This window comes from Anabaena sp. PCC 7108, from assembly GCF_000332135.1.
Lineage (GTDB): Bacteria > Cyanobacteriota > Cyanobacteriia > Cyanobacteriales > Nostocaceae > Anabaena.
Map to the genome: position 1 here is coordinate 5404948 of NZ_KB235896.1, position 25722 is coordinate 5430669.

27 protein-coding genes, 1 tRNA gene and 2 pseudogenes are annotated in these 25722 nt (G+C 39.4%); 16 read left to right on the top strand and 14 right to left on the bottom strand.

Annotated features, from left to right (window positions below):
• The first annotated feature begins 4 nt into the window (after positions 1-4).
• Both ANA7108_RS0125205 and ANA7108_RS0125210 read left to right on the top strand, forming a co-directional pair.
• Entirely contained in the window at positions 5-1174 is a 1170-nt protein-coding gene (locus ANA7108_RS0125205; RefSeq protein WP_016953616.1) for an AAA family ATPase, read from the top strand.
• Positions 1171-1806, top strand: a complete 636-nt coding sequence (locus tag ANA7108_RS0125210) for a DUF4276 family protein (RefSeq protein WP_016953617.1) — start codon at positions 1171-1173, stop codon at positions 1804-1806. Before ANA7108_RS0125205 ends, ANA7108_RS0125210 begins: the two co-directional genes overlap by 4 nt.
• Before the next feature lie 315 nt (positions 1807-2121).
• On the opposite strand, the gene ANA7108_RS0125215 is transcribed toward ANA7108_RS0125210, so the two are convergent.
• The 6 genes from ANA7108_RS0125215 to psbD all read right to left on the bottom strand — a co-directional run bounded on the left by ANA7108_RS0125215 (position 2122) and on the right by psbD (position 9589).
• Positions 2122-2856, bottom strand: a complete 735-nt coding sequence (locus ANA7108_RS0125215; protein WP_016953618.1) for a phytochelatin synthase family protein — start codon at positions 2854-2856, stop codon at positions 2122-2124.
• Between the two features lie 167 nt (positions 2857-3023).
• Positions 3024-3713: a J domain-containing protein gene (locus ANA7108_RS0125220; RefSeq protein ID WP_016953619.1), complete on the bottom strand. Its 690-nt coding sequence runs from the start codon at positions 3711-3713 to the stop codon at positions 3024-3026.
• Between the two features lie 59 nt (positions 3714-3772).
• Positions 3773-4735 carry a cysteine synthase A gene (gene cysK, locus ANA7108_RS0125225; protein WP_016953620.1) on the bottom strand — a complete coding sequence of 321 codons (963 nt, stop codon included), beginning with the start codon at positions 4733-4735 and terminating at the stop codon, positions 3773-3775.
• Between the two features lie 17 nt (positions 4736-4752).
• Positions 4753-5193: an Rrf2 family transcriptional regulator gene (locus ANA7108_RS0125230; protein WP_026104446.1), complete on the bottom strand. Its 441-nt coding sequence runs from the start codon at positions 5191-5193 to the stop codon at positions 4753-4755.
• Positions 5194-5514: 321 nt separating this feature from the next.
• Positions 5515-7239 (bottom strand): iron uptake porin, encoded by a 1725-nt coding sequence (locus tag ANA7108_RS0125235; RefSeq protein WP_016953622.1) that lies wholly within the window; start codon positions 7237-7239, stop codon positions 5515-5517.
• Positions 7240-8533: 1294 nt separating this feature from the next.
• Positions 8534-9589 (bottom strand): photosystem II D2 protein (photosystem q(a) protein), encoded by a 1056-nt coding sequence (gene psbD / locus ANA7108_RS0125240; RefSeq protein ID WP_016950780.1) that lies wholly within the window; start codon positions 9587-9589, stop codon positions 8534-8536.
• A gap of 338 nt (positions 9590-9927) precedes the next feature.
• Between psbD and ANA7108_RS0125245 the strand changes: the two genes are divergently transcribed.
• From ANA7108_RS0125245 to nifH, 6 genes are all read left to right on the top strand, one after another.
• The gene (locus ANA7108_RS0125245; protein WP_016953623.1) at positions 9928-10200 is read left to right on the top strand and encodes a hypothetical protein; all 273 of its coding nucleotides are present in this window, start codon (positions 9928-9930) and stop codon (positions 10198-10200) included.
• A gap of 13 nt (positions 10201-10213) precedes the next feature.
• Positions 10214-10891: an energy-coupling factor ABC transporter ATP-binding protein gene (locus ANA7108_RS0125250; RefSeq protein WP_016953624.1), complete on the top strand. Its 678-nt coding sequence runs from the start codon at positions 10214-10216 to the stop codon at positions 10889-10891.
• A gap of 422 nt (positions 10892-11313) precedes the next feature.
• Positions 11314-11862 (top strand): NYN domain-containing protein, encoded by a 549-nt coding sequence (locus ANA7108_RS0125255; protein ID WP_016953625.1) that lies wholly within the window; start codon positions 11314-11316, stop codon positions 11860-11862.
• Between the two features lie 160 nt (positions 11863-12022).
• Positions 12023-12094 (top strand) — tRNA-Asn (locus tag ANA7108_RS0125260).
• An 891-nt stretch (positions 12095-12985) separates the two neighbouring features.
• Complete coding sequence (locus ANA7108_RS30385) at positions 12986-13153, top strand: hypothetical protein (protein WP_016953626.1); 168 nt, start codon at positions 12986-12988, stop codon at positions 13151-13153.
• A 327-nt stretch (positions 13154-13480) separates the two neighbouring features.
• The gene (nifH, locus tag ANA7108_RS0125275) at positions 13481-14380 is read left to right on the top strand and encodes a nitrogenase iron protein (RefSeq protein ID WP_016953627.1); all 900 of its coding nucleotides are present in this window, start codon (positions 13481-13483) and stop codon (positions 14378-14380) included.
• A 145-nt stretch (positions 14381-14525) separates the two neighbouring features.
• On the opposite strand, the gene ANA7108_RS0125280 is transcribed toward nifH, so the two are convergent.
• Positions 14526-14723 (bottom strand): NblA/ycf18 family protein, encoded by a 198-nt coding sequence (locus ANA7108_RS0125280; protein WP_016953628.1) that lies wholly within the window; start codon positions 14721-14723, stop codon positions 14526-14528.
• Positions 14724-14920: 197 nt separating this feature from the next.
• Here ANA7108_RS0125280 and ANA7108_RS30635 point away from each other — a divergent pair, with 197 nt between their 5' ends.
• Positions 14921-15097 (top strand): hypothetical protein, encoded by a 177-nt coding sequence (locus tag ANA7108_RS30635; RefSeq protein ID WP_016953629.1) that lies wholly within the window; start codon positions 14921-14923, stop codon positions 15095-15097.
• Between the two features lie 46 nt (positions 15098-15143).
• Here ANA7108_RS30635 and ANA7108_RS0125290 read toward each other — a convergent pair whose 3' ends face one another.
• Both ANA7108_RS0125290 and ANA7108_RS0125295 read right to left on the bottom strand, forming a co-directional pair.
• Positions 15144-15977: a M56 family metallopeptidase gene (locus ANA7108_RS0125290; protein WP_026104447.1), complete on the bottom strand. Its 834-nt coding sequence runs from the start codon at positions 15975-15977 to the stop codon at positions 15144-15146.
• Positions 15978-15981: 4 nt separating this feature from the next.
• Entirely contained in the window at positions 15982-16401 is a 420-nt protein-coding gene (locus tag ANA7108_RS0125295; protein WP_026104448.1) for a BlaI/MecI/CopY family transcriptional regulator, read from the bottom strand.
• A gap of 122 nt (positions 16402-16523) precedes the next feature.
• Between ANA7108_RS0125295 and ANA7108_RS0125300 the strand changes: the two genes are divergently transcribed.
• The 5 genes and pseudogenes from ANA7108_RS0125300 to ANA7108_RS0125315 all read left to right on the top strand — a co-directional run bounded on the left by ANA7108_RS0125300 (position 16524) and on the right by ANA7108_RS0125315 (position 18960).
• Positions 16524-16976 carry a DUF29 domain-containing protein gene (locus ANA7108_RS0125300; RefSeq protein ID WP_016953632.1) on the top strand — a complete coding sequence of 151 codons (453 nt, stop codon included), beginning with the start codon at positions 16524-16526 and terminating at the stop codon, positions 16974-16976.
• Between the two features lie 128 nt (positions 16977-17104).
• A pseudogene (locus ANA7108_RS31240) lies at positions 17105-17410 on the top strand (DUF2887 domain-containing protein); the annotation flags it as partial.
• Positions 17411-17416: 6 nt separating this feature from the next.
• Complete coding sequence (locus ANA7108_RS31245; protein ID WP_255345034.1) at positions 17417-17653, top strand: DUF4351 domain-containing protein; 237 nt, start codon at positions 17417-17419, stop codon at positions 17651-17653.
• Positions 17654-17656: 3 nt separating this feature from the next.
• Positions 17657-17932, top strand: a complete 276-nt coding sequence (locus tag ANA7108_RS0125310) for a DUF4351 domain-containing protein (protein WP_016953634.1) — start codon at positions 17657-17659, stop codon at positions 17930-17932.
• A gap of 287 nt (positions 17933-18219) precedes the next feature.
• A complete protein-coding gene (locus ANA7108_RS0125315; RefSeq protein ID WP_016953635.1) occupies positions 18220-18960 on the top strand; it encodes a 2-phosphosulfolactate phosphatase family protein in 741 nt (246 codons plus the stop codon).
• 364 nt (positions 18961-19324) lie between these two features.
• Here ANA7108_RS0125315 and ANA7108_RS0125320 read toward each other — a convergent pair whose 3' ends face one another.
• The 4 genes and pseudogenes from ANA7108_RS0125320 to ANA7108_RS27930 form a co-directional block, all read right to left on the bottom strand.
• On the bottom strand, positions 19325-21106 hold the full coding sequence (locus ANA7108_RS0125320) for a M61 family metallopeptidase (RefSeq protein ID WP_016953636.1): 1782 nt from the start codon (positions 21104-21106) through the stop codon (positions 19325-19327).
• A gap of 178 nt (positions 21107-21284) precedes the next feature.
• Entirely contained in the window at positions 21285-21968 is a 684-nt protein-coding gene (locus ANA7108_RS0125325; protein WP_016953637.1) for a Crp/Fnr family transcriptional regulator, read from the bottom strand.
• 377 nt (positions 21969-22345) lie between these two features.
• Complete coding sequence (locus ANA7108_RS29945; RefSeq protein ID WP_042490655.1) at positions 22346-22534, bottom strand: hypothetical protein; 189 nt, start codon at positions 22532-22534, stop codon at positions 22346-22348.
• Positions 22506-23845: pseudogene (locus ANA7108_RS27930) on the bottom strand (transposase). The gene ANA7108_RS29945 and the pseudogene ANA7108_RS27930 overlap by 29 nt, the downstream one beginning before the upstream one ends.
• 202 nt (positions 23846-24047) lie before the next feature.
• Between ANA7108_RS27930 and ANA7108_RS0125340 the strand changes: the two are divergent.
• Positions 24048-24743 (top strand): pyridoxamine 5'-phosphate oxidase family protein, encoded by a 696-nt coding sequence (locus tag ANA7108_RS0125340; protein WP_016953639.1) that lies wholly within the window; start codon positions 24048-24050, stop codon positions 24741-24743.
• A gap of 69 nt (positions 24744-24812) precedes the next feature.
• The gene (locus ANA7108_RS30390) at positions 24813-24962 is read left to right on the top strand and encodes a hypothetical protein (protein ID WP_016953640.1); all 150 of its coding nucleotides are present in this window, start codon (positions 24813-24815) and stop codon (positions 24960-24962) included.
• A gap of 7 nt (positions 24963-24969) precedes the next feature.
• Here the strand turns inward: ANA7108_RS30390 and ANA7108_RS31460 are convergent, their stop codons facing one another.
• Positions 24970-25527 carry a WGR domain-containing protein gene (locus tag ANA7108_RS31460; protein ID WP_016953641.1) on the bottom strand — a complete coding sequence of 186 codons (558 nt, stop codon included), beginning with the start codon at positions 25525-25527 and terminating at the stop codon, positions 24970-24972.
• Positions 25528-25722 lie beyond the last annotated feature (195 nt).

Here is a 25722-nt window from a genome sequence, read left to right on the forward strand (position 1 = left end):
AGTTATGAACTCCTTTGAAAGTATAAAAATTGAAGGATACCGACGCTTATACAGCGTCAAAATTAATATGCGCCCTTTAACGGTGATGATAGGTGCTAATGGTGTGGGTAAAACTTCCCTTTTAGAGATATTTTCGCTTTTAGCTGCTTCTGCAAAAGGTCAATTGGAATCTAAATTTTCAGAATTTGGAGGAATTAATGAAATAATAACTCGTGACATGGCAAAGAGTATAAAAATTTCTTTGTTAAAGCAAGTATTAGATTATGCAAAACTAGACTATAGCCTGGAAATTACTCCTAGAAACTTCGGATATGAAATTTCTTCGGAAATACTTACTCAAATATATGATAATCCTCCAGCACCATTAAGAACTCTTAAACATATTGATTCACAGGGTTTAGAAGTTAAATATTTTAGTCCAGATAATCAAAATTTATTACATCCTAATTTATTGCGTCCAACTTGGGATCATAATCCCTTAGAAACCTCTCTTTCCCAAGTTCCTAAAATGTATCAAGCACCGGAAAATCTGCGTCAAGAATTAGCTTCCTGTACATTTTATGGTGCATTGAATGTTACTCCTAAAAGTCCCGTGCGTTTACCTCAATCAATGCGTCCTGCAACATTACCTGGTGCTAATGGAGAGGATTTAGTTTCATGTCTTTATTATCTTCGAGAAACTGACCCAGAAAGATTTGAAATTATTGAAGATACACTAACTGCGGCTTTTCCAGATTTTGAAAGATTGAGTTTTCCTCCCGTAGCAGCAGGAACTATTACAATGACTTGGAAAGATAAAAATTTTTCCCGTCCTTTGTATATGCACCAACTCTCAGAAGGAACTTTGCGGTTTATTTGGTTAATTACATTGTTGTTAAGTCCTGGGTTAACTGCGGTTACTCTGATTGATGAACCAGAAGTTAGTTTACACCCAGAATTATTAAGATTACTTGCTGATGTGATGCGCGAAGCTTCACAAAAAACTCAGCTAATTGTTGCCACTCATTCCGATAGATTAATTAGATTTTTGAAACCTGAAGAAGTGATAATTTGTGATACTGAAGATGGTTTAACTACTATGAAATGGGGTGATTCTTTTGATTTAGAACATTGGTTAGAAGATTATACTTTAGATCAAATTTGGGCGATGAATTTAATAGGTGGTCGTCCATGAAGATAGCGATTTTAGTTGAGGGTGCAACGGAAACAGCTTTTAAGCCAGTTTTATTAAATTTTCTCAAATTGCGTTTAGAACAAATGCCCAAACTCAAGTTTATTACCCATGATGGACGTATTCCTAAAGGAGATAAATTAAAGCGCATTGTAGAAAATTTGTTGGTTAAAGATGATTTTGATACGGTAATTGCTTTGACTGATGTTTATACAGGAACAAATGATTTTCAAGATGGGGTAGATGCTAAAGCGAAAATGCGAGAATGGGTAGGGAATAATCCTAACTTTTATCCCCATGTAGCGCAATATGATTTTGAAGCTTGGTTATTACCTTATTGGTCAACAATTCAGAAATTAGCAAAATCTAATAAGTCAGCACCAGCAGGTTTACCGGAAAAGGTGAATCATGGAAATCCACCATCTTATAGAATTAAAGAAATATTTGAAACTGGTAAATGTCAACGTAGTTATAATAAAATTCGTGATGGTGCGAGAATTTTGAAAGATCAAGATTTAATACTGTCTGTTAATCAATGTCCTGAATTAAAGGCATTTATTAATACTATTCTTGAGTTAATTCAGAGGGAACAGGAAGCAACTCTTAACAGAAAAAACTCATATTTAAAAACATGAGATTGAAATAATGACACTGTTTTTTTCGTGTCACTCTCCTTGTAAAAACATCCTTTTTTTTGACTGAGCTTTAAACTCTTAAACTTTAGTTTTTTATTTGTTCCCTGTTCCCTGTTCCCTGTTCCCTTCTTTTGTAATTTATCAATTGTTTATCTATTAGCTTCCATACCCGCCCGGAAATGAATTTCCGGTCTAATAGCCAAAGTAAACTAAAGTTTACTAAATAAATTTTCCATTTATTTAGTCAGCGTTAGATGACTTTATTTATTAGCAAAAAAATTAATTTTCTTGCGGGTGATAGGAAAAATCTAAAAATTATTTCTTACTCACAAACACAAACCCCCGCGTCTTCCCAGAACTTGAATCACCTGTGTTCATCGCTTTATATAAATCAGCAGACTTCACCCAGACAGGTGGATATTTATAACGGGAAACATCGAGAATCAAAAATCTATCTGTTGCTTCATTATATGCAGCTAAAGGTGAAATATGTCCGCCTCTTTCCTGTCCTATTTCTTTACGTAAATAGTTGACTAAAACAAAATTACCTGGTTGCTTTAAATTCTCTGCTGCTAGTTTTCTAAACTCCTGTAAACTACTGTTACCTGCATGATAAACTTTGATTTTTACACCATCATAACTTGCTAATAATCGTCCTAACTGTTGTAAACTCATGCCACTACGAGCAACTTTTTCTTTTGTTATTACTTGTTGAGTTTTTGGATTATTAAAAAAGTTATCTTGAGTAAATACTTTAAATTGTCTATACTCTGGTGTTTCCGGTGCAGGAATTTTTAAACTATTTAAAACCATGACAATACTGGCAACTCCACAATAAGCAAGATTATCTTGAGTGACAAACTGCATACTTAAAGGAAAAAAATCATTTTTTGATTTACTACTAATTAATAATGTTTCGCCTTCAGTAGTATCAAAACCAATTAAATTAGATGCCAGAGGTAATGTTTGAGCAATAACATTTCCCGCAGCTAGGGACAAACCTATAATTAAAGTTTGGATGGAGATTTTGAGATTATTTATATGTTTCATTTTTATGTTAAAATTTGCTAATTTCTAATTGATTGCCTGTCAATATGCTTATATAAGGTTTTTGGTGACTATTGCCCAGTATAGACTACTTAATATTTTTTCATGGTTGAGGAGCACTATATTGGCAGGCATTCAGCAAGTTCCATAATTTTTTGTTAAATCAAATCTCATTTACTAACTGATTCTTGAGCTTCACGTTGCAATCTTTTAGCTATCCTAAATAATTCTTGACCTGTGTGTAAATAGCGATCATCGTAGCTTAAAGGAAAATACGCCAACTCTTCTATTCCCTCTGCAACTTGACTCAAACAGTAATAGATGTGCGCTGCTGCTGCTGCGAAATTAGCAGGATTTGGCAAAGAACGAAACCTAATTTGAGCTTCTTTGAGGTCTTCTCGACAGGATTCTAAATAATCCTGAAATTCGTCTAACAATTGATCATCAAAAGGATCTGCGGCTAATTCCTCAAGTTGTTCTTCTAGAGAACTGAGAATGGTGCAAAGTATCCGATTGACTGGTTTATAAACTCGGCGCAACCATTCTTCGATTTGTTCATCAGCATCTCTTCCGGTTGGCCTGGTTGTTTGGTAAGGTTTTTGCTCAGAATTGCGCTTTGGTCTGGGAATGCTTGATTTTTGGGAATTATGCCGCAGTTTTTGGTCGTAGTGCTGGCGATTTTGAGTGTCACCTAAAATCTCATAAGCCTCATTAATCAGAATAATTTGCTCGTGATTTGCTGTCTTCTGATGAGTATCAGGATGGAAAAGCTTAACCAAGCGACGATAAGCTTGTTTAATCTCTGCTTGGCTGGCTTTGGAATTAACTTTGAGGGTTTCGTAGTGGTTAGAATCGACCATGATCCGTTAACAGTTATCAATCATCAGTTATTGGTTAACTGATTTAATCTAACTTATCGTTAGCTGATACTTGTTGCAACCTTTGCTTCTAAATCTTGGAACAATGGTGTACTCAAATATCTCTCTCCGAAACTGGGTTGAATCATGACTATTAAGCGCCCCTGATTTTCTGGACGTTGGGCGACACGAATAGCGGCACACAAAGCCGCACCGCTGGAAATTCCAGATAATAGCCCTTCTTCTCTAGCTAAACGCCGACTATAAGCGATCGCTTCTTCATCACTGACAGCAATTACTTCATCAATCAATTCTACTTTTAACACTTGGGGAATAAACCCAGCCCCAATGCCCTGAATTTTGTGTGGACCCGGTTTACCGCCAGATAAAACAGGGCTATTAGTTGGTTCAACTGCGATCGCTTGAAAACTTGGTTTTCGTGCCTTAATCACCTCAGCTACACCAGTAATCGTACCACCTGTACCCACTCCTGCCACAATCATATCTACCTGTCCATCGGTATCTTCCCAGATTTCCTCTGCTGTAGTTTGCCGATGAATTTTGGCATTGGCCGGATTGCGGAACTGTTGCAACATATAAGCATAAGGGGTTCTATCTACAATTTCCTGCGCTCTGCGAATTGCCCCACTCATCCCCTCTATTCCCGGTGTGAGTTCCAGTTCAGCACCATAAGCCCGCAACATTGCCCGTCGCTCGGCACTCATAGTCTCTGGCATAGTCAAAATTAATTTATACCCTTTAGCAGCCGCTGTCATTGCCAAGGCAATTCCTGTATTTCCAGATGTCGGCTCTACCAATATCGTTTTCTCAGGGGTAATTAGCCCTTCCTCCTCAGCAGCGCTAATCATACTCAACCCAATTCTGTCTTTGACTGAAGAAGAGGGATTCATACTTTCTAGTTTCAGCACAATTTGCGCCACACATCCTTCAGCTTGGGGAATCCGGTTTAATTGTACTAAAGGTGTCCGTCCAATTAGTTCTGTAATATTTTGAGCAATCCGCATAATCAGTTTTTATTTCTTTAAATGTAATACATGATATCTAATTGCCGCCTTGCATTTCGCTTTTCACAAAGATCCTGAAGCGAATGTTTTTGCAGGACTGAATTTGCTGCCTGACGAGCTTCTAGCCAAATTTCGTCCACAATTGAACTATCAGTACTTTTGGGGTTATTAGTATCTTCCTCCCCAGGGCGCACATCTAATCCTTCTAAACATTCCAATATATCTAAAACGCTAATTTTCCAAGGTTCTCGCGCTAAAAAATAGCCACCTTTTGAACCCCGTAGACTCTTGACTATCCCTCCGCGTCTCAAGGTAGCTAACAGCTGTTCCAAATATCTATCAGGTATATTTTGTTGTGCGGCAATTTGTCGAATTTGCATTGGTTCACCGCTTTCGTAATGAATTGCCATCTCTAATAAGGCAAGAATTGCGTATTCTGATTTACAAGATAGTTCCACAAGCAGTAATTTAAGAATAAATGATCAAAGCTGAAGAATGAAAGGTAAACAATTTTAGGCGTTGCATAATTGCGGGATGATTTGAGAATCTGCATCAATATATAATCACCGCGTCCCCGCGTCAGCCTCAATCATCCCCTTATTCAGCAACGCCCAATTTAAATGTCTCTTCTTAGAGACGCTACACAAACATTCTTCACCTTTCCCTTAGTATACTCCGGTTCACCACTGGGGTTTGTTGTTTTTTCCTACCGACAACAAAAAACCCGCCTTATGGCGGGAAAAAATAAGTTTCAAGCTTTTCAACAGATAATCAACTTTTTAGAAGGTGAAAGTTGTTCTCAGAGTACCAATAAAGGCATCATCAGCGCTATTATTCTGTCCAGGAGATGTTACCCAAATCACACCAGGAGTAACGGAGATGTTATCCGATACACGATACTTATAGAAGCCTTCAACTTGGTACGGGATTTCTCTAGCACCTGCACGTAGTGAATAGGGTTGAGCGCCACCGAAAATCCCTAAAACGTTACCTTTCTTACCAAAGTCAGGTAATGCTATACCAGCACCATAGCTCCAAGCTTCATAATCATCATTAGCACCAAAGCCTGTGACATCGTGGTAAGAAACGAAACCACTAATGGACAGTTTGTTGCTAGGTCTGAAAGCAGCAGAAACACCGTAGGAGTTACTAGAGGATGCGCTTTGAAGGTTGTTTACTCTATCAAAACCTAAAGCATTAGCTTGTGAAGTACCTACTATAGGGTTAGTATCAAGTCCTGAGTCGAACAAGGTACTACCTGTACCATTATAACCATGTACGTAGGTAGCAGCTAAGGCAATGCGATTGCCAACATTAAAGTTCAACTGACCTAAAGCAGCATAGTTACCATCAAACAAACCAGCACCAGCAGCAGGGTCTTTAGCCTCAGAAGCTAAATAACCCAATGTCACTGAACTTGGTTTGAGGATACCACCTGGTTTACCAACAGGTAAGTTAAGCGCAATACCTGAACCACCACCAATCCGATAGATGGGATTTTCAGAAGCAAAAGTGCTTAAAGCACCGTTACCACCATCAGTTTTATCGAAGAAGTAGGGGTTATTCACAGCAGCATAATCGCTATGTTGTCCACCACTGGCTGCAATGTAAACCTGTGCTGGCCCCATAGGAGCTTCATAAGTCAGCTTATCTAGCTTGACACTGTTATCACCAGTGCTACCAACTTCAAAGGTTTGTTTACCTGCTGCATTGTTGACAATAGGGTCATTATTATTATTCCTGATACCAAAGCCCGTTGCATTACCAGCAGATAGACGGGTGGTCAAGATATCTCTACCTGTGAAGCTGCTTTGTAAGTTTAAACGTACTCTGTCTTGGAAAACAGTATTGTTTGCATCACCAGTTTTACCACTGAAGGCATCAGTGACAGCAAAAATAGCTTCACCTTGCAACTTGGTGGTAGTAGAGAATTGATTGGCTTCCAACTCAGCTGTGCGTGCTTCTAAAGCATCAACACGACCACGTAGAGTTGCCAATTCTGCGGAAAATTCTTCTTGTAACCGCTGTAAAGTAGCTAAATCTTGTTTTGTCACCATGTCAGCTGTTGCTGTGGCAATCAATTCATTAACTCTATCTAAACAAGCATTTAAGCCAGCAGCAAATTCATAACGAGTTAAAGCACGATTACCCCGATATGTACCATTGGGATAACCAGCAATACAACCATAGCGCTCAACCAATGACTGTAAGGCTTGGAATGCCCAGTCAGTGGGTTGAACATCGGAAAATTGAGAAACCGATGTTACTTGAGATTGTGACCTACCTTCATTGCTGTAGCGGTTAACTTGATCTAAGACTTGAGCATCTTTGGTTGCTTGAGCCAACACTTCAGGCTGTTTAACAACTTCTGCTCCAGCTTGTGATTCAACTGTTAATACTTCAGTGGCGGTACTTGAAGCCGCGATTGCTGTTCCTGAAAGTAACAGCGTTGCGCCCAAAACTGCTGGGCTAACTACCAGGGATTTCCACAAGAGATTAGACATCTTTCTTTTACTCCTCACACCGTATCTAGATAGCTGTTTTAGTCGTACCTACTTCTCAGAAATGCGATATCTTGCTGAAACCTGTGGATAAGGCATAGATGCCATTACTACAATTCTAGTTTTTACAAAGCTAATAACTGATTAACGAATCGTTAAATATTTATGCAATTAACTTATGTAAATACTTTGTCTCATAGGTTCAAGTTATATTATATCCAAAACTGATAGTTAAGATAAGCTTACTCTATTAAAAAACTGTTGAATGAGAAATGACTCCCGTTAGTTTAAAATCTTTCTACATCTTGTGTGGTTATGACAAGGGAACAGGGAACTCTTAACAGGGAACAGAGAAGAGGTTTTGGGAGATTTTACTTTTCGTTACATAGTACTCTTCGAGAAGCCGCTGCGCGTCTACGGTTTTTTTCCGTTCACCTACTTACATCTTCTGTGGTTATGACTTTCTTGGCAGCGACCTCTATATCTAAATGATGTCTGGCTGACTCATAAGGTTCCACCAAAACCTATTTACAAACTTAAACTAGCTGAATAACATTTATAACGAAACTGGATTCAGCCCAGCCTAAAAGGGTAGCGCACTAAAATACTTTGTATCGGAATATGATTAGAACTTCTTAAAATGTTGATTCAGCATTCTGCAATGTATAACAAACTTTAACTTGATCACACTCTCATATCATGTCCGCCTAATCACTTATCAAAAAAAATCTCCGCGTAAGAGCGTCTCCGTGTCTTGAGCGTCAGTCTAAATGATAAGTATATCTCTGACGAGACGCTACGCGAACAACTGGACATGATATCAGCCATTATGTCCAAGTTAATACACCAAAAGTTACCCATAAAAAACTATCCGCCCCAAGTTAAATCAGACGATCTAACTTGGGGCGGTCTAGCGGGTCTTCAGGTTGCAACCAGACTGCCGGAAGGAACTCCAAGCTTGCCTAGTGAATTGAGCTAACTTAGTATCTCAGGATAACTAAGGCTAACTTCTAGAGAACAGCCCCGGCACACAGCCGGCTAACTGCAACCTGATGACCCACGGTTATACTACTTTCTATCATGGGCATCACCTCCTTGTTGCCTAAGTGGTCTTAATTTCAAAAATTTAGAGGATTTCACTCTAGGTTTGTAACCTTGAATTACTATAACACATTCAATTAGCTTTGCAAACAGAATCCAATACTACTGGGTCAGATTGCTAATAAAAAACCCCCACTAACTAGTGGAGGCTAAATCAAAATGATGAATGTTAAAGCTAAATTAATTCATCAAGCAATTAGAGAGCGTTACCACGTGGTAATACTTCTTCAGGGAATACAAATTGTTCGTGGGGTTGATCTTGAGGAGCCATCCAAGCGCGGATACCCTCGTTCAGCAAAATGTTTTTGGTATAGAAAGTTTCAAACTCTGGGTCTTCTGCTGCCCGTAATTCTTGGGAAACGAAGTCATAAGCTCGCAGGTTTAATGCTAAACCAACGATACCGACAGAACTCATCCACAAGCCTGTAACTGGTACAAATAACATGAAGAAGTGTAACCAGCGCTTGTTGGAGAAAGCAATTCCGAAAATCTGTGACCAGAAACGGTTTGCTGTCACCATGGAGTAGGTTTCTTCAGCTTGGGTGGGGTTGAAACCGGGGAAGGTGTTAGAGCCTTCACCATCTTCAAACAAGGTGTTTTCTACTGTCGCACCGTGAATAGCAGAAAGTAATGCACCGCCCAAAATACCTGCTACGCCCATCATGTGGAAGGGATTAAGTGTCCAGTTGTGGAAACCTTGCAGGAATAAGAGGAAGCGGAAGATTGCTGCTACTCCAAAGCTGGGTGCAAAGAACCAGCTAGATTGTCCCAAGGGATACATCAGGAAGACGCTGACGAATACGGCGATGGGACCTGAGAAAGCGAGAGCGTTGTAAGGACGAATCCCTACTAGTCTGGCAATTTCAAATTGGCGCAACATGAAGCCGATTAATCCAAAGGCTCCGTGTAGGGCTACGAAAGGCCACAAGCCACCTAGTTGAATCCAACGGGTGAAGTCGCCTTGAGCTTCTGGTCCCCACAGCAACAGTAGGGAGTGTCCCATGCTGTCTGCTGGTGTGGATACTGCTACGGTCAGGAAGTTAGCTCCTTCTAGGTAGGAGGATGCTAATCCGTGGGTGTACCAGGATGTGACGAAGGTTGTACCGGTTAGCCAACCGCCTAGTGCGAGGAAGGCGCAGGGGAATAATAATATTCCTGACCAACCTACGAATACGAAGCGATCGCGCTTTAACCAGTCGTCTAGTACGTCAAACCACCCTCTACTAGGGGCGCGTCCAACTGCAATGGTCATTAGAAAGAATCTCCGAATGTTTTATAAGTACAGGTTTTATCTGGATATAGATGGATATGACATAACCACCCATAAGCAGAAAGTTAACCGGGTTGTGAATCCAGTTTACAATTTTTTACGCTCTTTAATCATAATAGGTGCAAATCTCTAATTTTTCCAGGTGACTATCGATGAATTTTTAGATGTAATACGCCTGAAATACCAATAGGAGTGGGAAAAAACCCATATAAAACTAAATAACACCAAATCTCATAATTCTGCTTCCTATCTTTGAATATGCACCGAATCAACCAGGTAACGCTAGAATTAGTCCTACAGTGAAATGTGATTAATGCTAAATGTTTACCATCGACTTAAGCATCAAAAATACTGCTTTCCCGATATCCGTACAACGCAAGTCTACTGAAGATGCCGAAGCTGTCTATCAGCTGCTTTTGGCAGCAATGCGCTCTGGCAATCCTGATATCGTGGAACTCAAGTGCGAAGGCAAAACAGAGAAGAAAATTGCTGTCCGTGCTAGTGAAATTTCGGGAGTACAGATTGTACAGAAAGATGGTACAGCTGTTGGTGGTACTAGACCACCTGGCTTTTTTGCCCTAGCTACTGAGTAAGCAAGGTGTAAAAATGTCGGCAGTAGGCATCGAAGTTAAGGATTTAAACTTCATTTGGCCTAATGGGGAGCAAGTAATTAAATCTTGCTCTCTTAAAGTCCCCAAAGGTGAATTTTGGATGCTCTTGGGTACTAATGGCAGTGGTAAATCAACTCTCCTGAGACTGATAGCCGGACTATTGGCTCCCCAATCTGGTGAAATCGGCATTTTACCTCCCGTTGGCTTTGTGTTCCAAAATCCAGATCATCAGTTAGTTATGCCAACCGTTGGTGCGGATGTTGCCTTTGGATTGGTGGCAGAAAGATTGTCTTCTACTGCGGTGAGAACTAGGGTTGAGGAGGCTTTAGATGCGGTAAATTTGCTGTCTCTACAACGCCGTCCTATCTATGCTCTTTCTGGAGGACAAAAACAGCGTGTGGCCATTGCTGGTGCGATCGCTCGTCACTGTGAAGTCCTATTATTAGATGAACCCACTGCTTTACTAGATCCTGATAGTCAACTAGACTTGGTGGCTAGTGTTCGTCGTCTGGTTAAAAGTCGAGGAATTACAGCTTTGTGGGTGACTCATCGTTTGGATGAGTTAAACTACTGTGATGGCGCTTTCTTATTGGAAAAGGGTTCTTTAGTGGATTCCGGTCAAGCCGAGCGTCTCAAACAGCGTCTCATGAAAACAGACAACCAAGCTTCCTAAGAGAACTCCAAAAAATCATTTATTCTATAGAACACCCGTTCTCAAAAAAATATTCACCGACTTTTTGATTGAAAAGTCTTTAAATATCGAGATTTTCTCACATTTGTCACCACATTTACCCCAAAATCCATAATCAGGAATTACTCGATGCCAGAAAACAGCTTACAGCTTGCTGTTAAGGTATCGAGTTTTTTGATTTAGGATTTTGAGCCGATACAAAAATTATTTATTCAATTCTGAAAAACTCGGAAAAGTACTAGTTTTAAAGGAAAGTTGTCATCTGTGGCTTCTGTCTTGGGGTGTAGTTTTGCTATGCCTCAGCATTTTTTATCTTATGTAACATAGTGTTACACCAGATGCTTCAATTACTATAAATCTTATGAATGATTTTTGTTAACTCTAGATAATTGTGATTAAAAACCATGTCTCGTTCTATCATCCCATCCATTTTATTAGTGGATGGTTACAATATTATAGGCGCTTGGCCTTGCTTGAAAAAAACCCGTGATGGTGCCGGACTGGAGGCAGCACGTGGGGAATTGGTGGAAGCGATAACAAATTACAGCGCTTTTCAAGGTTATGAAACTCAAATAGTTTTTGATGCTCAATATCAAAATACAGCCAGCAATAGAGAAACTATTACAGACTTTCTCACAGTTCATTACACAGATTTTGGGCAGACCGCAGACACATATATTGAAAAGTCCTGTGCGTCTATGCGTCATAAAATAGCGCAGTGTTTGATTTCTCGCGTCATTGTTGCTACGTCAGATCGGGCGCAGCAATTAATGGTACAGGGATATGGTGCTGAATGGTTGTCTGCACACCAACTATGTGGCGAAGTGGAAACAACTGTTTGTCGGATGCGGCATAAGTACCAAACACGCAAACAGTCAAAGAGTCGATTTTTAGCCAATGCTATTGATGCTAAGGCAAGGCAGCGTCTGGCGGAGTTGCGGATGGGATTATAAAAAAGAGTATTCTGCAAATCCATCAATTGCTCTCCTGGAGCGACTTCAGGCTGTAAAAAATTATAGATTTCAGCAGCTACCAAAGAAAATTAAAAAAAAATTTTCAAAAGTACTTGCCATAATCTGTTTTTGGCTTTAATATAGAAAACGTTGAGAGCGTTCCTCAGTAGCTCAGTGGTAGAGCGATCGACTGTTAATCGATTGGTCGCTGGTTCGAATCCGGCCTGGGGAGTTTAAATGAATAAAAGATAAGGCATGAAGTAGGAAAGCAGAAATTTCCAACTTCGTGCCTTTGAATTTTATTCAGATAGATATACTAAAAACGGTGGGAAAGTTTACTTTTAAACGCAGCGAAAAGTTCCTCGTAGCCGGGTTTCCCGGCGTAGGAACGCCACTTTGCACAACGGGGGGAACCCCCGCAAGCAAGTGACTCAACTTTTCAAGACAAAGTAACGCAGAACGGAGGAGAGATGAAGATGAATTTTTGAGAATGCAAAAATAACAGAATTATATAATTTTTTAAAACCTTAGTTTCTATTATTTTAAATCAACCTTGATTTTAAAAGTAGCTGATTTCACAAATTATATTTAATCAAATGTTTGCGAAATTTGCACTTTATAAATGCCAAGTCATGATTATTAAAGGTGTTAAAGAGAATATTTATATCTTAGAAAAATAATTTATTCTGAGCCTCATAAAATATCGATATCTATGTTATTGTTAGGTTAGGAATCAAAAAAATCAAAGTTCAAAAAAGCTTCAAGTAGAAATTGAGGTCAACTCAATCAAGTTCTTTTGTTCTGGTAAATCCACTTCAATCGATATATCTTTTCTGACGGAAAAGATCAGAGCAGATGAATTAGAAAAGTTACCCTCGTAACAACTTGAAGTCAATCAGAATTCCTTTGAGTATGTGCCAATAAGAATTGGCTAACTAGATAACATTATCTACCAGATGGGATTAGCCTTGGAGTTTGGGAAGAAAGACTCTTAGAGGATGTCTGGTAAATGTATAGGAATCAGAAATGTAAGCGACTCAATGCCAGCAGGAACAAGCATTTTTAACCGTGAACTAGTACAACAATGGGATTTATTTCCCTGTATTAATCACGGTGAGATTTAGTGATTGTCAAGGAATATCTAAAAGCTGTACCAATAAAGCAGTTTTTCAGTACTTGGGAATTAGAAGTTTTTGGTAGCGATGAAACAGGCAAAATCGTGGAAGTTATAGCAACCATTGAGAGTAAAGTGCAATGTTGGTTGGTTGGTTTAGGGGGAAAATCTGCATAAAGGTGAATCCCTATTGCAACTACTCTCCAGATTTAAGCAATCTATGATGCTGTGACAACAACTGATCATGCTTAATTCAAGCTGTTAAAGACTTTTTGATTGGGAGATATAAATTTCTTCTCAATAAATTCCTAGCACCTATGTTTAAGGAAAATTTTGCGATAAATAGCATGATTTTCTCTCAAAAAAAGGAACTGAATCTGCGTTTGGTAGTACTTGCAGTATATTCCTTGAGCGATCGCTATAAAGTTTCTGTTTCGCAATTGAACAATATCTCAAATCCAGCTTCAGACCTATCCACAAAATAATTGTAGGAATAAACTCATCATGGCTACTGACTCCAATATTAGACAAATTGCTTTCTACGGTAAAGGTGGTATTGGTAAATCTACCACTTCTCAAAACACCCTTGCGGCTATGGCAGAAATGGGTCAACGCATCATGATTGTCGGCTGCGACCCTAAAGCTGACTCTACCCGGTTGATGCTTCACTCTAAAGCTCAAACCACCGTTCTTTCCTTGGCTGCTGAAAGAGGTGCTGTTGAAGATTTAGAACTCAGTGAAGTACTGTTGACCGGTTTCCGTGGTGTTAAGTGCGTAGAATCTGGTGGTCCAGAACCCGGTGTAGGTTGTGCAGGTCGTGGTATTATCACCGCTATTAACTTCCTAGAAGAAAATGGTGCTTACACAGATTTAGATTTCGTATCTTACGACGTATTAGGTGACGTTGTATGTGGTGGTTTCGCCATGCCAATTCGGGAAGGAAAAGCACAAGAAATCTACATCGTGACATCAGGTGAAATGATGGCGATGTATGCTGCTAACAACATCGCTCGTGGTGTTTTAAAATATGCTCACACTGGTGGTGTGCGTTTAGGTGGATTGATTTGTAACAGCCGTAACGTTGACAGGGAAGTCGAATTAATCGAAACCTTGGCAAAACGTTTGAACACCCACATGATTCACTTCGTACCCCGTGACAATATCGTTCAACACGCAGAATTGCGTCGGATGACTGTTAACGAATATGCACCTGATAGTGATCAGGGTAATGAATATCGGACACTGGCTAAAAAGATTATCAACAACAAAAATCTGACTATTCCTACACCTATTGAAATGGAAGAACTAGAAGAATTGTTGATTGAGTTCGGTATTCTTGAAAGTGACGAAAATACTGAAAAACTGGTTGGTAAGTCAGCTACTGAAGCACCAGTCAAAAAATAGGAATACGAAGAAATTAAGGCTTGAGATTGGGGAGGATTAATTAATAGTTAGTCCCACCCTTTCCCTAATTCATGAATGTGTCATCATCACAAGAGTTATATCTGATTCAGGGATGCTTACATTAGAGAGTTTTTGCTGTGCTGATTTAACTAGAGATGCTTCCTGAATCTAGTTTCCATTCATGCTTTAGCAATTCTTGGTAAGTCGTTTCTTGAATCATCATATACTCATACAAGTTTAGTAAAAATACCTGAGCTTGTTCACGAGACATTTGCTGTACTTGATCACCAAAAATCCTGAGGCTAAATTCTTGTTCTAAAGATAATTTTGTAGGCTGATTCATTGCTGGCTCCTATGCCCAATTGGGGCAAAATAAAGGGTCAATACTGGCTATCCAGGTTTTAAGCAGTCATATATTTATTGAGTCTGAGGACATTCCTTTATTGAAGGGTGTAAGGCATTAACTTTATGTTTTACTAAGTTATGTTAATAAGTATAACGAATTATTTACAATTCTGACGTGATGGGAGTCAGATCAACATGAAAAAATATGACCAACTAGTTATTAACCACGTTAGTCCTGAAGTGAGACAGTTGATGAAGCTTTATGCTGCTGTTAATAACTGTACACAGGCGGAAATGTTGGAGCGTATTATTATGGAGTGGCACGCGCAACAAAGTCTCAGTGAAAGACCTCCAGGTAATGAGGATGAGTAGGTTGATAGTGGCTACTCTCCCTACTATTACGTAGCTGAAAAATCATTTAAGTATGGAAAACTACTGTGAACAGAGGTAGAAAAGCAAATAGAAAGATATGCCAGGACTGTAATTGAGCTTCTGAAGTCGGTTCTGGTGGTGTCAATAAAGCCTCTATTCTCTGTTCCAAGCGATCCGCAGCACCTAAAGCAGCACAGCAAACTTCTTCTCCTACGGGGTTTTTGCTAACTACTAAAAGTAACGATTCTGCTAATATCAAGGGATCTACTTGAGATGCGGCGTAACTATCAGCCCGTAATTCTCGCAAAACTAACAATTCTTGCCATAAAGGTTCTGTATTTGGCAACCAAGCGGTGCAGGAACGCACCCAACCTAGCCAAAAAAACCAGAACGTATCCCTATACTGATAATGCCCTTGCTCATGTGCTAAGACGCTTTCTAGGTGTTTGTCAGAGAGGGTTTGTAGTAGTCCTTGACTAACTACTAATTCTGGCTGCCAAAAACCCATTTGACCGGCGAATAAAGCGCCTGTTTGCAGTAGTCGGGCTTGTTTACCAGCAAGATTAATTTGTGGACATTCACGGGCAGATTTGACTGATTTCCAACCCTGGAAAGCCAGTTTGATACCTAAAATATTGAAAAAGCCGATAAAAATTAATGCCAGCAGATAGCTAAAATAGCCGGTATACATTCCGCCCATTGTTCCTTGTGTACCCATGCAGATGACAGAGGTTGCTGTCATGAAAATGAGTAAGGGGGGAAAGAGGAATAAAAATAGTGTTTTTTGCCAGCGTAAATGCCAATTACCCTGGGGGATGTTGCCAGAATATCGTAACCAGTAGGCAACGGTGACAGCGGTGACAATCATGAGTAGATGCATAATTTTATTTCTCTCCCCTGGCTTGACGTGCGGCTTGAATGCGTTTTGCGATCGCTTCTATTTGATCACTAGCTGCTTGATCTAAACTATCAGCAAAGGCAGCCACTACGTCAGGATTTCCCACTGCTAAAAATCGCTGTAATTGATCATGGGCTTTAATTACTTCTGCTTGTTGTTTGGTGAGTAATGGCCGCCAATAAAATGCTTTTCCCTGTTTATCACAAGCTAACCAACCTTTTTCGGTGAGACGACGGAGAACGGTGGTAACGGAAGTATAAGCTAATTCGCGGTTAGGATCAGCGAGAATGCGATCGTGTACATCTTTCACTGTTGCTGAACCGATATCCCAAACGATGCTCAGGATTTCTGCTTCTAGGGGACCGACGGACATTTGTTTGGGACGATAATCTGGTAAAGGAGCCATGTTGATAATTTTGGGATGTTGTTTGTATTTTCGCATTTTTTATCTCACGCAGAGGCGCTCCAGGCACAGAGAGATGAAAATCGCTGTAAGGTTGAGTTAGGTTATTCAAAGGAGACAAAGCAATGACACAGACGCAGATTGCAGTATCTTTATATGAGCAAGATTATCTACTTTGGATTGAAGATATCGTCAACAAGTTACGGAATAGGGATATTGAGGAGTTAGATTTTGAGAATCTGATTGAGGAGATAGAGAGTTTGGGGCGATCGCAAAAACACGAATTAGAAAATAGACTAGGAGAACTTTTTGAACATATTCTCAAGCGCACCTATGTAAATATGCCTGAGTGTTATCGCGGTTGGGTAGAATCAATTGACAAACAAAGAGTATCTATCAAGCGATTATTGAAACAAGCACCCAGTTTAAAGCCTTATTTTAGTCAAGTGTTTGATGAAGTTTACGAAGATACTCTCAAAATTGTGCGTCGAAGTTATCCCCAGTGTGAATTTCCTCATACATGGCCGTTTAGTTGTGATATTGACGCAATGCTAAATGTGGACTTTTGGGAAGAATAAGAGAAATTCACCAAAACCCCTACCTTGAGAATCAAACTAATATTAATCCTGTTCATCCTTTAATCCTGGACATCCTGATTCAGACAAGATGACAATACAGCACTTCTCGGTGTTATGAAGTACAAGATTGGCAAGCGGTAGCTTTGTTTGCTAAACGCAGTTTGGATGTACAAATCTTAACTCCTTTCCAACAAGAATTAGTTAATAGCGGTCGTATCAAACGCATTTATTTAGATGAAATCCCAACAGGTTCAATTGGAATGGGATTAATTGAATTAATTCTCAGTAAAGAAACCCAAGCACCAGAATTAGTTCAAAACTTGATGAAAAGAACCAAAACAGAGATTAGCAACAACACAGAAAGACAAGGTATTATAGATTTATTAGAAAGTGTTTTGGTGTCCAAGTTCTCGCAATTAAGCCGTCAGGAGATAGAAGCGATGTTTTTAGTAAGTGATATCAAGCAGACAAGGGTATATCAAGAAGCAAAGCAAGATGGAGAGATGATTTTACTTATGCGTCAGTTATCCAAGCGATTCGGAAAATTGAGCAGTGATTATATCGAAAATATCAGCAACCTGACCATAGAGGAATTAGAAGACCTGGGAGAAGCATTATTAGATTTTGTGGATATTACCGACTTAGAAAAATGGCTCAAATCCCACATAGAAGTATAGAAAATGCACACAGACCTAATATTTCTAGTGAATGGTATCAAGCAAACAAGAGTATATCAAGAAGGAAAGGAGGAAGGTAGGCAAGAAGCTAGACAAGAATGGGAGAAAAACTTACTGGTGCGTCAATTATCCAAGCGATTTGGAAAATTGAGCGATAATTACATCGAAAATATCAGCAACCTGACCATAGAGAAACTAGAAGACCTGGGAGAAGCATTATTAGATTTTGTGGATATTAGCGACTTGGAACAATGGCTAAAAGCCCACACAGAGAAGTAATTGATCCAAGTTGCTAGTTATGTAATTTAGGCTGGTAATTGGTAAAAAATGCTCATTCTAATCCTGGAAATCCTCAAATCCTGGAAATCCTGATTCAGACAACCTCTAGTTTTTTCTATCTTTGCGATTAGAAGAAGTAATACCAAGCCTAAAACCTTGATGAATAGGCTTTTTATGATTTTCTAGTATTTCTGTATTGATGAAGAGATAAATTTTAGTATAAACAGTTAGTGACATCAAGTAGGTAAAATATAACCGCAGTCTTATGAAGTAGGTGTAGCCAGCACGTGAAGATATTTGTATATCACACTCCCGAATTAACCCCAATTGATACATTACCAGAATGTGCGATCGCTGTTGATGTTCTGCGAGCAACTAGCACAATGGCTACGGTTTTAGCCGCTGGAGGGGAAGCTGTGCAGGTTTTCAGTGATTTAAATCAACTCATAGAAGTGAGTGAACAATGGCCTCCAGAAAAACGACTTAGGGCTGGAGAACGGGGTGGTGCAAAGGTAGCTGGTTTTGAGTTGGGTAACTCACCCTTAGATTGCACAGCAGAATTAGTTGCGGGACGACGCTTATTTATTAGCACCACAAATGGTACAAGGGCTTTAAAACGGATACAGAATGCCCCCATTGTTCTTGCAGCAGCTTTGATTAATCGGTCAGCAGTAGTTAAATTTCTCTTAGAAAAGCAACCGGAAAGCGTCTGGATTGTTGGTTCTGGTTGGGAGGGAAGTTATTCTTTAGAGGATACAGTGTGTGCGGGTGCGATCGCTCATAGTATTTGGCAACAAACTAATTGTACTCTAGAAGAACTCAGTGGTAATGATGAAACGATTAGTGCGATCGCACTTTATTCACAATGGCAAAATGATTTATTAGGATTATTGCACAAAGCTAGTCATGGACAACGATTATTACGCTTAGAATGTTTAGAAGACCTTAAATATTGTTCCCAAACTGATATTTTAGATGTTTTGCCGATTCAGCAAGAACCAGGAGTATTAAAAAGTCAAATTAAGTAATAAAAAGATTCTTTTTTCTAGAGGATGAATCGTCTGGATCAGGATTTACAAGATTTACAAAAGAAGGGAACAGGGAACTCTTAACAGGGAACAGGGAACAAATAAAAAACTAAAGTTTAAGAGTTTAAAGCTCAGTCAAAAAAAAGGATGTTTTTACAAGGAGAGTGACACGAAAAAAACAGTGTCATTATTTCAATCTCATGTTTCTAAACATGAGTTTTTTCTGTTAAGAGTTGCTTCCTGTTCCCTCTGAAAAGATTTCAAGATTTACAGGATTTAATTAGCTGTATTTTTTTCATCCTGTTAATCCTTTAATCTTGGGTATCCTGATTCAGACATTTTCATCTTTAATATTACTGAGATATTACTGAATACTTGCCAGTGGCACACCTAACCAACCTGTAAAGTTTTCCATTTCCGCAGAAGAAGGATTTTCCACAGATTTAAGTTGATACCTGCCAGGAAGTGGTGCAGCTAAAATGACAGAATAAGTCCGCAATTCATCTTGATGGAAAACAGAAACTTGGATAGAATCATTTGGTTGATAATCCTTTAACCGTTCATTTAACTGATTTCCTACCTTAATTCCATCAATAGCTAATAACTCATCTCCAGCATCAATTCCTGCTTGTTGTGCTGGTGAATCTGCTTCTACAAATTTAATTACTTCTCGTCCATTTTCAGTATTTATCCTCACTCCGAAATAAGGTTCTTCATTCTTTTCCTCAACTAATCGCAAACCAAAAGGTTGCAAATACTGATTAAATGGCAAATCTTCCAAACCGTGAAGATAGCGTTTAAAGAAATCTGCTAAATTCATACCTGCTACAGACTCAATTACTCCCTCTAACTGTTCTGGAGTATAACCAGTTTCCTCTTTGCCAAATTGCTGCCACATTTGCCGCATGACATCATCTAAGGAACGCTGATTGCTATGATGAACTCGAATTAATAAATCTAACAAAAGTGACACCATTTCTCCTTTTAAATAATAGGAGATTTGGGAATTACCACTATTAGCATCTGGACGGTAAAGTTTAATCCAAGCATCAAAACTTGACTCTGATAAAGGCTGTACTTTCCGTCCTGGAGTCATTAGATATCTGGTAATTTCTTTACTCAAATAATTTAAATATGCTTTGGCATTATAAATACCTGCCCGTAAAGGAATTACTAAATCATAATAACTGGTTGTTCCCTCACAAAACCATAAAGATGCGGTGTAGTTTTCCTGATCATAATCAAATACTTCTAAACCTTGAGGACGAATTCTTTTAACATTCCATAAATGAAAGAATTCATGTGCCACTAATTGTAAAAACGGCTCATACTTATCCTGAGTCCGAAATCCAAACCGTTGATAAATTAAGGAACAAGAGTTTTTATGTTCCAATCCCCCAAAAGCTTGTTGAAATAAATGCAGCAAAAACACATATCTATGATAAGGCAAACCACCAAACATTTTAGCTTCGACTTCAATAATTTTTTTAAAGTCTGAAATCATTTGTTGTGGGTGAAAATTTCCCTTTCCCCAAATTGCTAATTCATGAGGTTTATCTAAGACATCAAAGTGAAATAATTGATGACTACCAATTTCAAAAGGACTATCAATAAGAGTATCAAAATCAGCAGCTACAAAAGTATTGGCTGACTCGGTAATTGTTGGTAAACTAGTACTTACTTGCCATTCTGGAAATCGTGGCACAATTGTCACGGAAATTGGTAGCTTTTCCCAACCAGGAATTCTCAAAAATAGCGCTGCACCATTGAAATAACCGTGAGTAACATCTAAGTGGTTTGTGCGTACCGACAACTCATTCGCAAAAACGCGGTAACTCACTATTACTTCTGAAACATCACCTTTTTCTATTTGCCAGTGATTTTTACTAATTTTGTGCCACGGTAAAGGTTTATCTCCTGTAAATGCGGCAAAATCTTGTAAATTCTTGGCATATTCTCGCACCAAATAAGAACCTGGTGTCCAAACTGGCATTTTCAAATCGAGAATTGGTGCTGGGTAATCTACCAGGTGTAAAGTCACCTCAAATAAATGATTTTCTGGTTGGGACATTGCCACCCAGTAATGAATTTTTCTACTCATTAGTTGCACTTGAGTAATGGGAAGAGGTGTGATTACTTCAGTCATTTTATGTGCTAAATTCTGAGTTATTAGTCAAGCAATTTTAGATTGATTCTGCTTTCTTTGCGACTAGGTTTGTAGCTTATTTGGATACAAAAATAGTGAAAAAAAACTAATCTAAAATCTAACCTTGGCATGGTCAATAGGTCAATTAACATACTGCCTTATCAACACTCAACATCGGTTACAATTTATTAGCTAAATTCTGTAGCTGTTTGAAGTTGACTAGATAAATGAAGTTATTGGCAGGGTCAATTTTTATCCATCCTTTTTCATGGAGTTTTTCCATAATTTTGGTGGTTTCTTCTATGCTAATTTCTGTTACTTCTGCCAAATCTTTAAAGGGAATATAAAAAATTTCCTTACCTTCGGCTGATTCCTGCCCATAGTTCTCACCCAAGTTAACTAAAGTGTAGGCGAGTTTAACCGCAGGTGGTGAAGAGCGCATTTGCAAGCGCATGTTAATCTGTCTTAATCGTTTTACCATCAGTTGTAGCATCCGGTGATGTAACTGTGGATCTTTAAACAAAATTTGGATAAAACGTTCTCTAGAGACAGTTAATAATGTTACAGGTGAAAGAGCAATAACATCGGTTGAACGCGGAGATTCATCTAAGACCGCCATTTCTCCAAAGAAATCGCCCTGGCCTAAAATTGCTATTGTCAAAGAATCATCACCTTTAGTACGCCGGATTTTCACCCAACCAGAAACTAAGAAGTAGACTGCATTACCCCAAGCGTCTTCCATTAAAACAGCTCTTCCAGAGGGGTATTCATGTTCAACTGAGATGTTGAGTAACCATTCGAGTGTTTGTGGATTGGCTGTACTCAGCAAGGGGAAAATATCGCTAAAAACCTGAGTTTGCATGAAATATTCACGAGGAATGAATTCAAAAACGGAAAATTGAGTTTGTAACTTTTCACTTTTTGGAGCGTGTCATACTTAAGCTCACTTAGACAGTAAAGCTACCACGCAAATGAAAATTTGCTCTCAATGCCTTAATTACAACATAAGAATTATGTGTTGGGATCAAAAACACCAGTTTTACTAACAGATATATTATTGGCTATTTTGTGGTAAATGACTATGGTTTGTCAGTCTTTTTAGCTGCAAAAGTCCATAGGGCATAGGGCTTTAAAGCTCAGTCAATGTCTTCTTAGAAAAATCCTTGAGAAGCCCACACTCACCTGTTTGCGTGGCGACGCAGTAGCCATAGGCATAAGGGAGTGTGTGGATTATGTTAGCTAATCTTGAGTTCTTAGGGTTTGGGCTGCAAGGTAGACTTTAGTCCATTCACCCATCACTTGATGGGTTTTGAGTTGTAGTTGTTGGGCTGTGGCTTCTATTGAGTTACCTGCTCTCCGCAAAGTCAGGATTTGTTTCTCTAGCAATACTGTAGCCAAATTACGAGGGTTCAACGGCTGTAGAAGCATTGTGAATACGACCAAGAGAGGTAAGCTTGGCAAAAATCTGGGATAATAAAATAGGCTCAGGCTGTTGCGGAAGCATTTTTAACATTTCCCGAACATATCGAAAACCACGACAGTAAGCCTTAAGATCAACAATGCCAGAACCAGGATTATCTTGACGGAACTGAGCTAGAAGATAATGAGATAAATTGACCATAAAAAATGAAAGGTTGACAGCATTAGTCACCGCAGTTTGACCCCTGTTCATAAAATCTTCCAATCCCCAAAATTGTTTAGCATCACGAAAATTAAATTCGATTTGGAAGCGCAGTTTATAATAGTCAATTATTTTGTCATATGATAAAGTTAAGTCACTAGAAAACAGAATTACGTGACTGCAAGCATTAGTTTTCAGATTGGTTTTTACTAAAATCACTACATTCAAAGGCTGGGCAAATTCTTTGTGCAGTAAGGTAGATTGATAAGTATTTGTTTGGATATCTTCTTCAATACTAATTTGACACAAATATTTATCAGATATATTGTGCCAGTCCAGCTTATCTCCGTATTTACGACGAGAACGATGATTGGGGTCAGGATGTTGGTAAGGTATATATAACGCCGAATCGTGGCGTAACTTGGAAATTATGTGTAACTTTACCTGCCTAGCCATCTGCAAAGCATTATTGTTCCCAAAGTGACCATCTACGACCAAGTAAGTGAGGGGAATAAAGTTAGCTATTAACTTAAATAGCTCATTAATCATCTTCTTAATTCTTAGCAATTCAGGTGTAAAAGTCACCTCCTTTTTATTTTGTTTTTACTTCCTTTTGGTCGTCCCCGTCCACGTTTTTCTTGAGGTTTTACTTCTGGACTTGGCGAGACACTACTTTTTTCTACATCGCTTTTTATTACCTGTTCTATCTGAATCGGAAATGAGTGTCTTTGTTGAACACTTACTAATGATAATGTAAAGAAAGATAGTCCCAATATTGGTTTACTTATTAGACTGGAAAAGAACCTATCTAATCCATAGGTTTTTTTCCCGGCTTTGCTTATTACTACTTCGTCTCCTGCCAACAAATAAACATCATTTGGGCAGAACAAATGCCGCCGAAAAAACACCCAGAACACCGTTGTCCACGGTATGACTGTACGAAAAAATCTGATTACCGTCCGATAACTACCACCACTAAGCGTCCAACGCGATATTCCCAACATTGTGACTCGCCCGCTCATGGCTAACATGGCCGTGATGATCTGGCTTAACTGCCGCATCGTCGTCACTTTTATTTCTGGTAGTAGGCATTGCAACAGTGCTAGTATGTCAAACATGGGCTGTATGTGGCTTTCGAGTTGTCGTTGTGGAAGACTATAACTCTACTACATCAGCCCTCTTTTTATACTCTTTTTTTGGCTACAGTATTGCAGATGGTGAACCTGTTTATTCACAATTGGGATTTATAAACAGCAATCTGATGCGGCTAGATTTGCATTCTCTTGGTTGATTAGTAGATTATTCACAACAGCAATCAATATGAATTCATTACCAACTGAAACCCAGTCTGATTTATTAACAATTACCCAACGCAATCAAATCAAAATATTACCTCACAAAGCAAAGTATGAGCGTCAAGAGATTTACCAAATCTTAGATGAAGGCTTGGTCTGTCATGTCGGATTTGTAGTTGATTCTCAACCATTTGTGATTCCTACTGCCTACGGCAGAATAGGTGAGAGTTTGTACATCCACGGTTCCCCAGCTAGTCGAATGTTGCGAAACCTGAAACAGGGTATCGAAGTTTGTATCACTGTCACCTTGTTAGATGGGTTAGTGTTAGCGCGTTCAGCTTTTCGTCATTCAATGAATTTTCGCTCTGTTGTCATCTTTGGAACTGCAACCGTTGTGGAAGATGAAGCCGAAAAATTAGCAGCATTGAAAGCATTTACCGAACACGTTGTTTCTGGTCGCTGGGACGAGGTGCGTCCTCCCACCAGTCAGGAACTTGCCGGAACACTGGTATTATCACTACCCATAACAGAAGCCTCTGCCAAAGTGAGAACAGGACCACCAATTGACTATGAGGAAGATTACGCTTTAAGCGTGTGGGCGGGAGAATTGCCATTACGATTAACAACCACAACGCCAATACCAGATCCTCGTTTATCACCGGAGATTGAATTACCTGCTAACGTGCAGAATTATACTAGAAATCTGCAAGATGCTGTGTAAGGTAAAACGCAAATTACAAGGGAACAGAGAAGGCTTATTTTCTATTCCCTAACTTCTTCAAGACAAAAAATGAAAATCAAGTCTGGCAATCAATTTGTCCGTAACCATAGAACCAATGAAAGCATAGATGCAGAAACATTGGGTTTAGCTTATGGTTTTCTGGGTGTTTTAACTGCTGGCTCAGATATGTTGACCGACAAAACTTGCAGACTACCTTGAGTACAGATTAATCGCAGACTATGTACTGATTCACGGTAGGTAAAATTCTCGCCTCAAATCCCTCTGCCCCACCTGAATGAGTGCTAACTATACCTCTGTCATTGGTAAAGACGCGAAAATCTTCGGGTAGCCAGTAGGGAGTAAAATTAGATATACGACTTTCTTCTGCTATTTGGGTAATTAGAGATGATCCAGAAGCTAGTGATGGACTTTCTTCTGCCGTCGGCAACTGCACATAACCTTTTTTCAACTTCTCATTTATTTTCTTCTGGGCAGCAGCTTGAGCTTTTTGGGGGCTGCTGTAGGTTTTGCTGTCGGTTTGTCCAGAAGTGCCAATGCGTCCATAGCGAATTGTGACACTTAATCCGTTAATAGCGACTTCATAGAACTTGTGGGAATGGTCGTCGGAGAGTTCCAGATAAACGGTTTGGGTGGTGGCAGGAGGCGAATAGTAGGGGTCACGAAGAGGAAAAGGGGCAGGGGGCAGGGGGCAAGGGGGAAGACCGGGACGGAGCTTGGACTCCGCTCCGTATAAGTGTCCTAGAAGGACGGGGCTTATACCCATGTTCCGCTCTGCTTGCGCGTTGGGGGAAAGGGCTTGTTCCCCCCGCTAGAAAGCTCCCTTCCCCCTGCCTCTTCCGGTCATAGCCAAGAATGGTGGAGTGGTAGTAGTCCTCTGCCTCTTCTTGGGACCCAAACTCACGCAGTTCTTCAGACAAAAAATTCCCGCTATAATCAGTACGAATCAGCCTTACTTGCA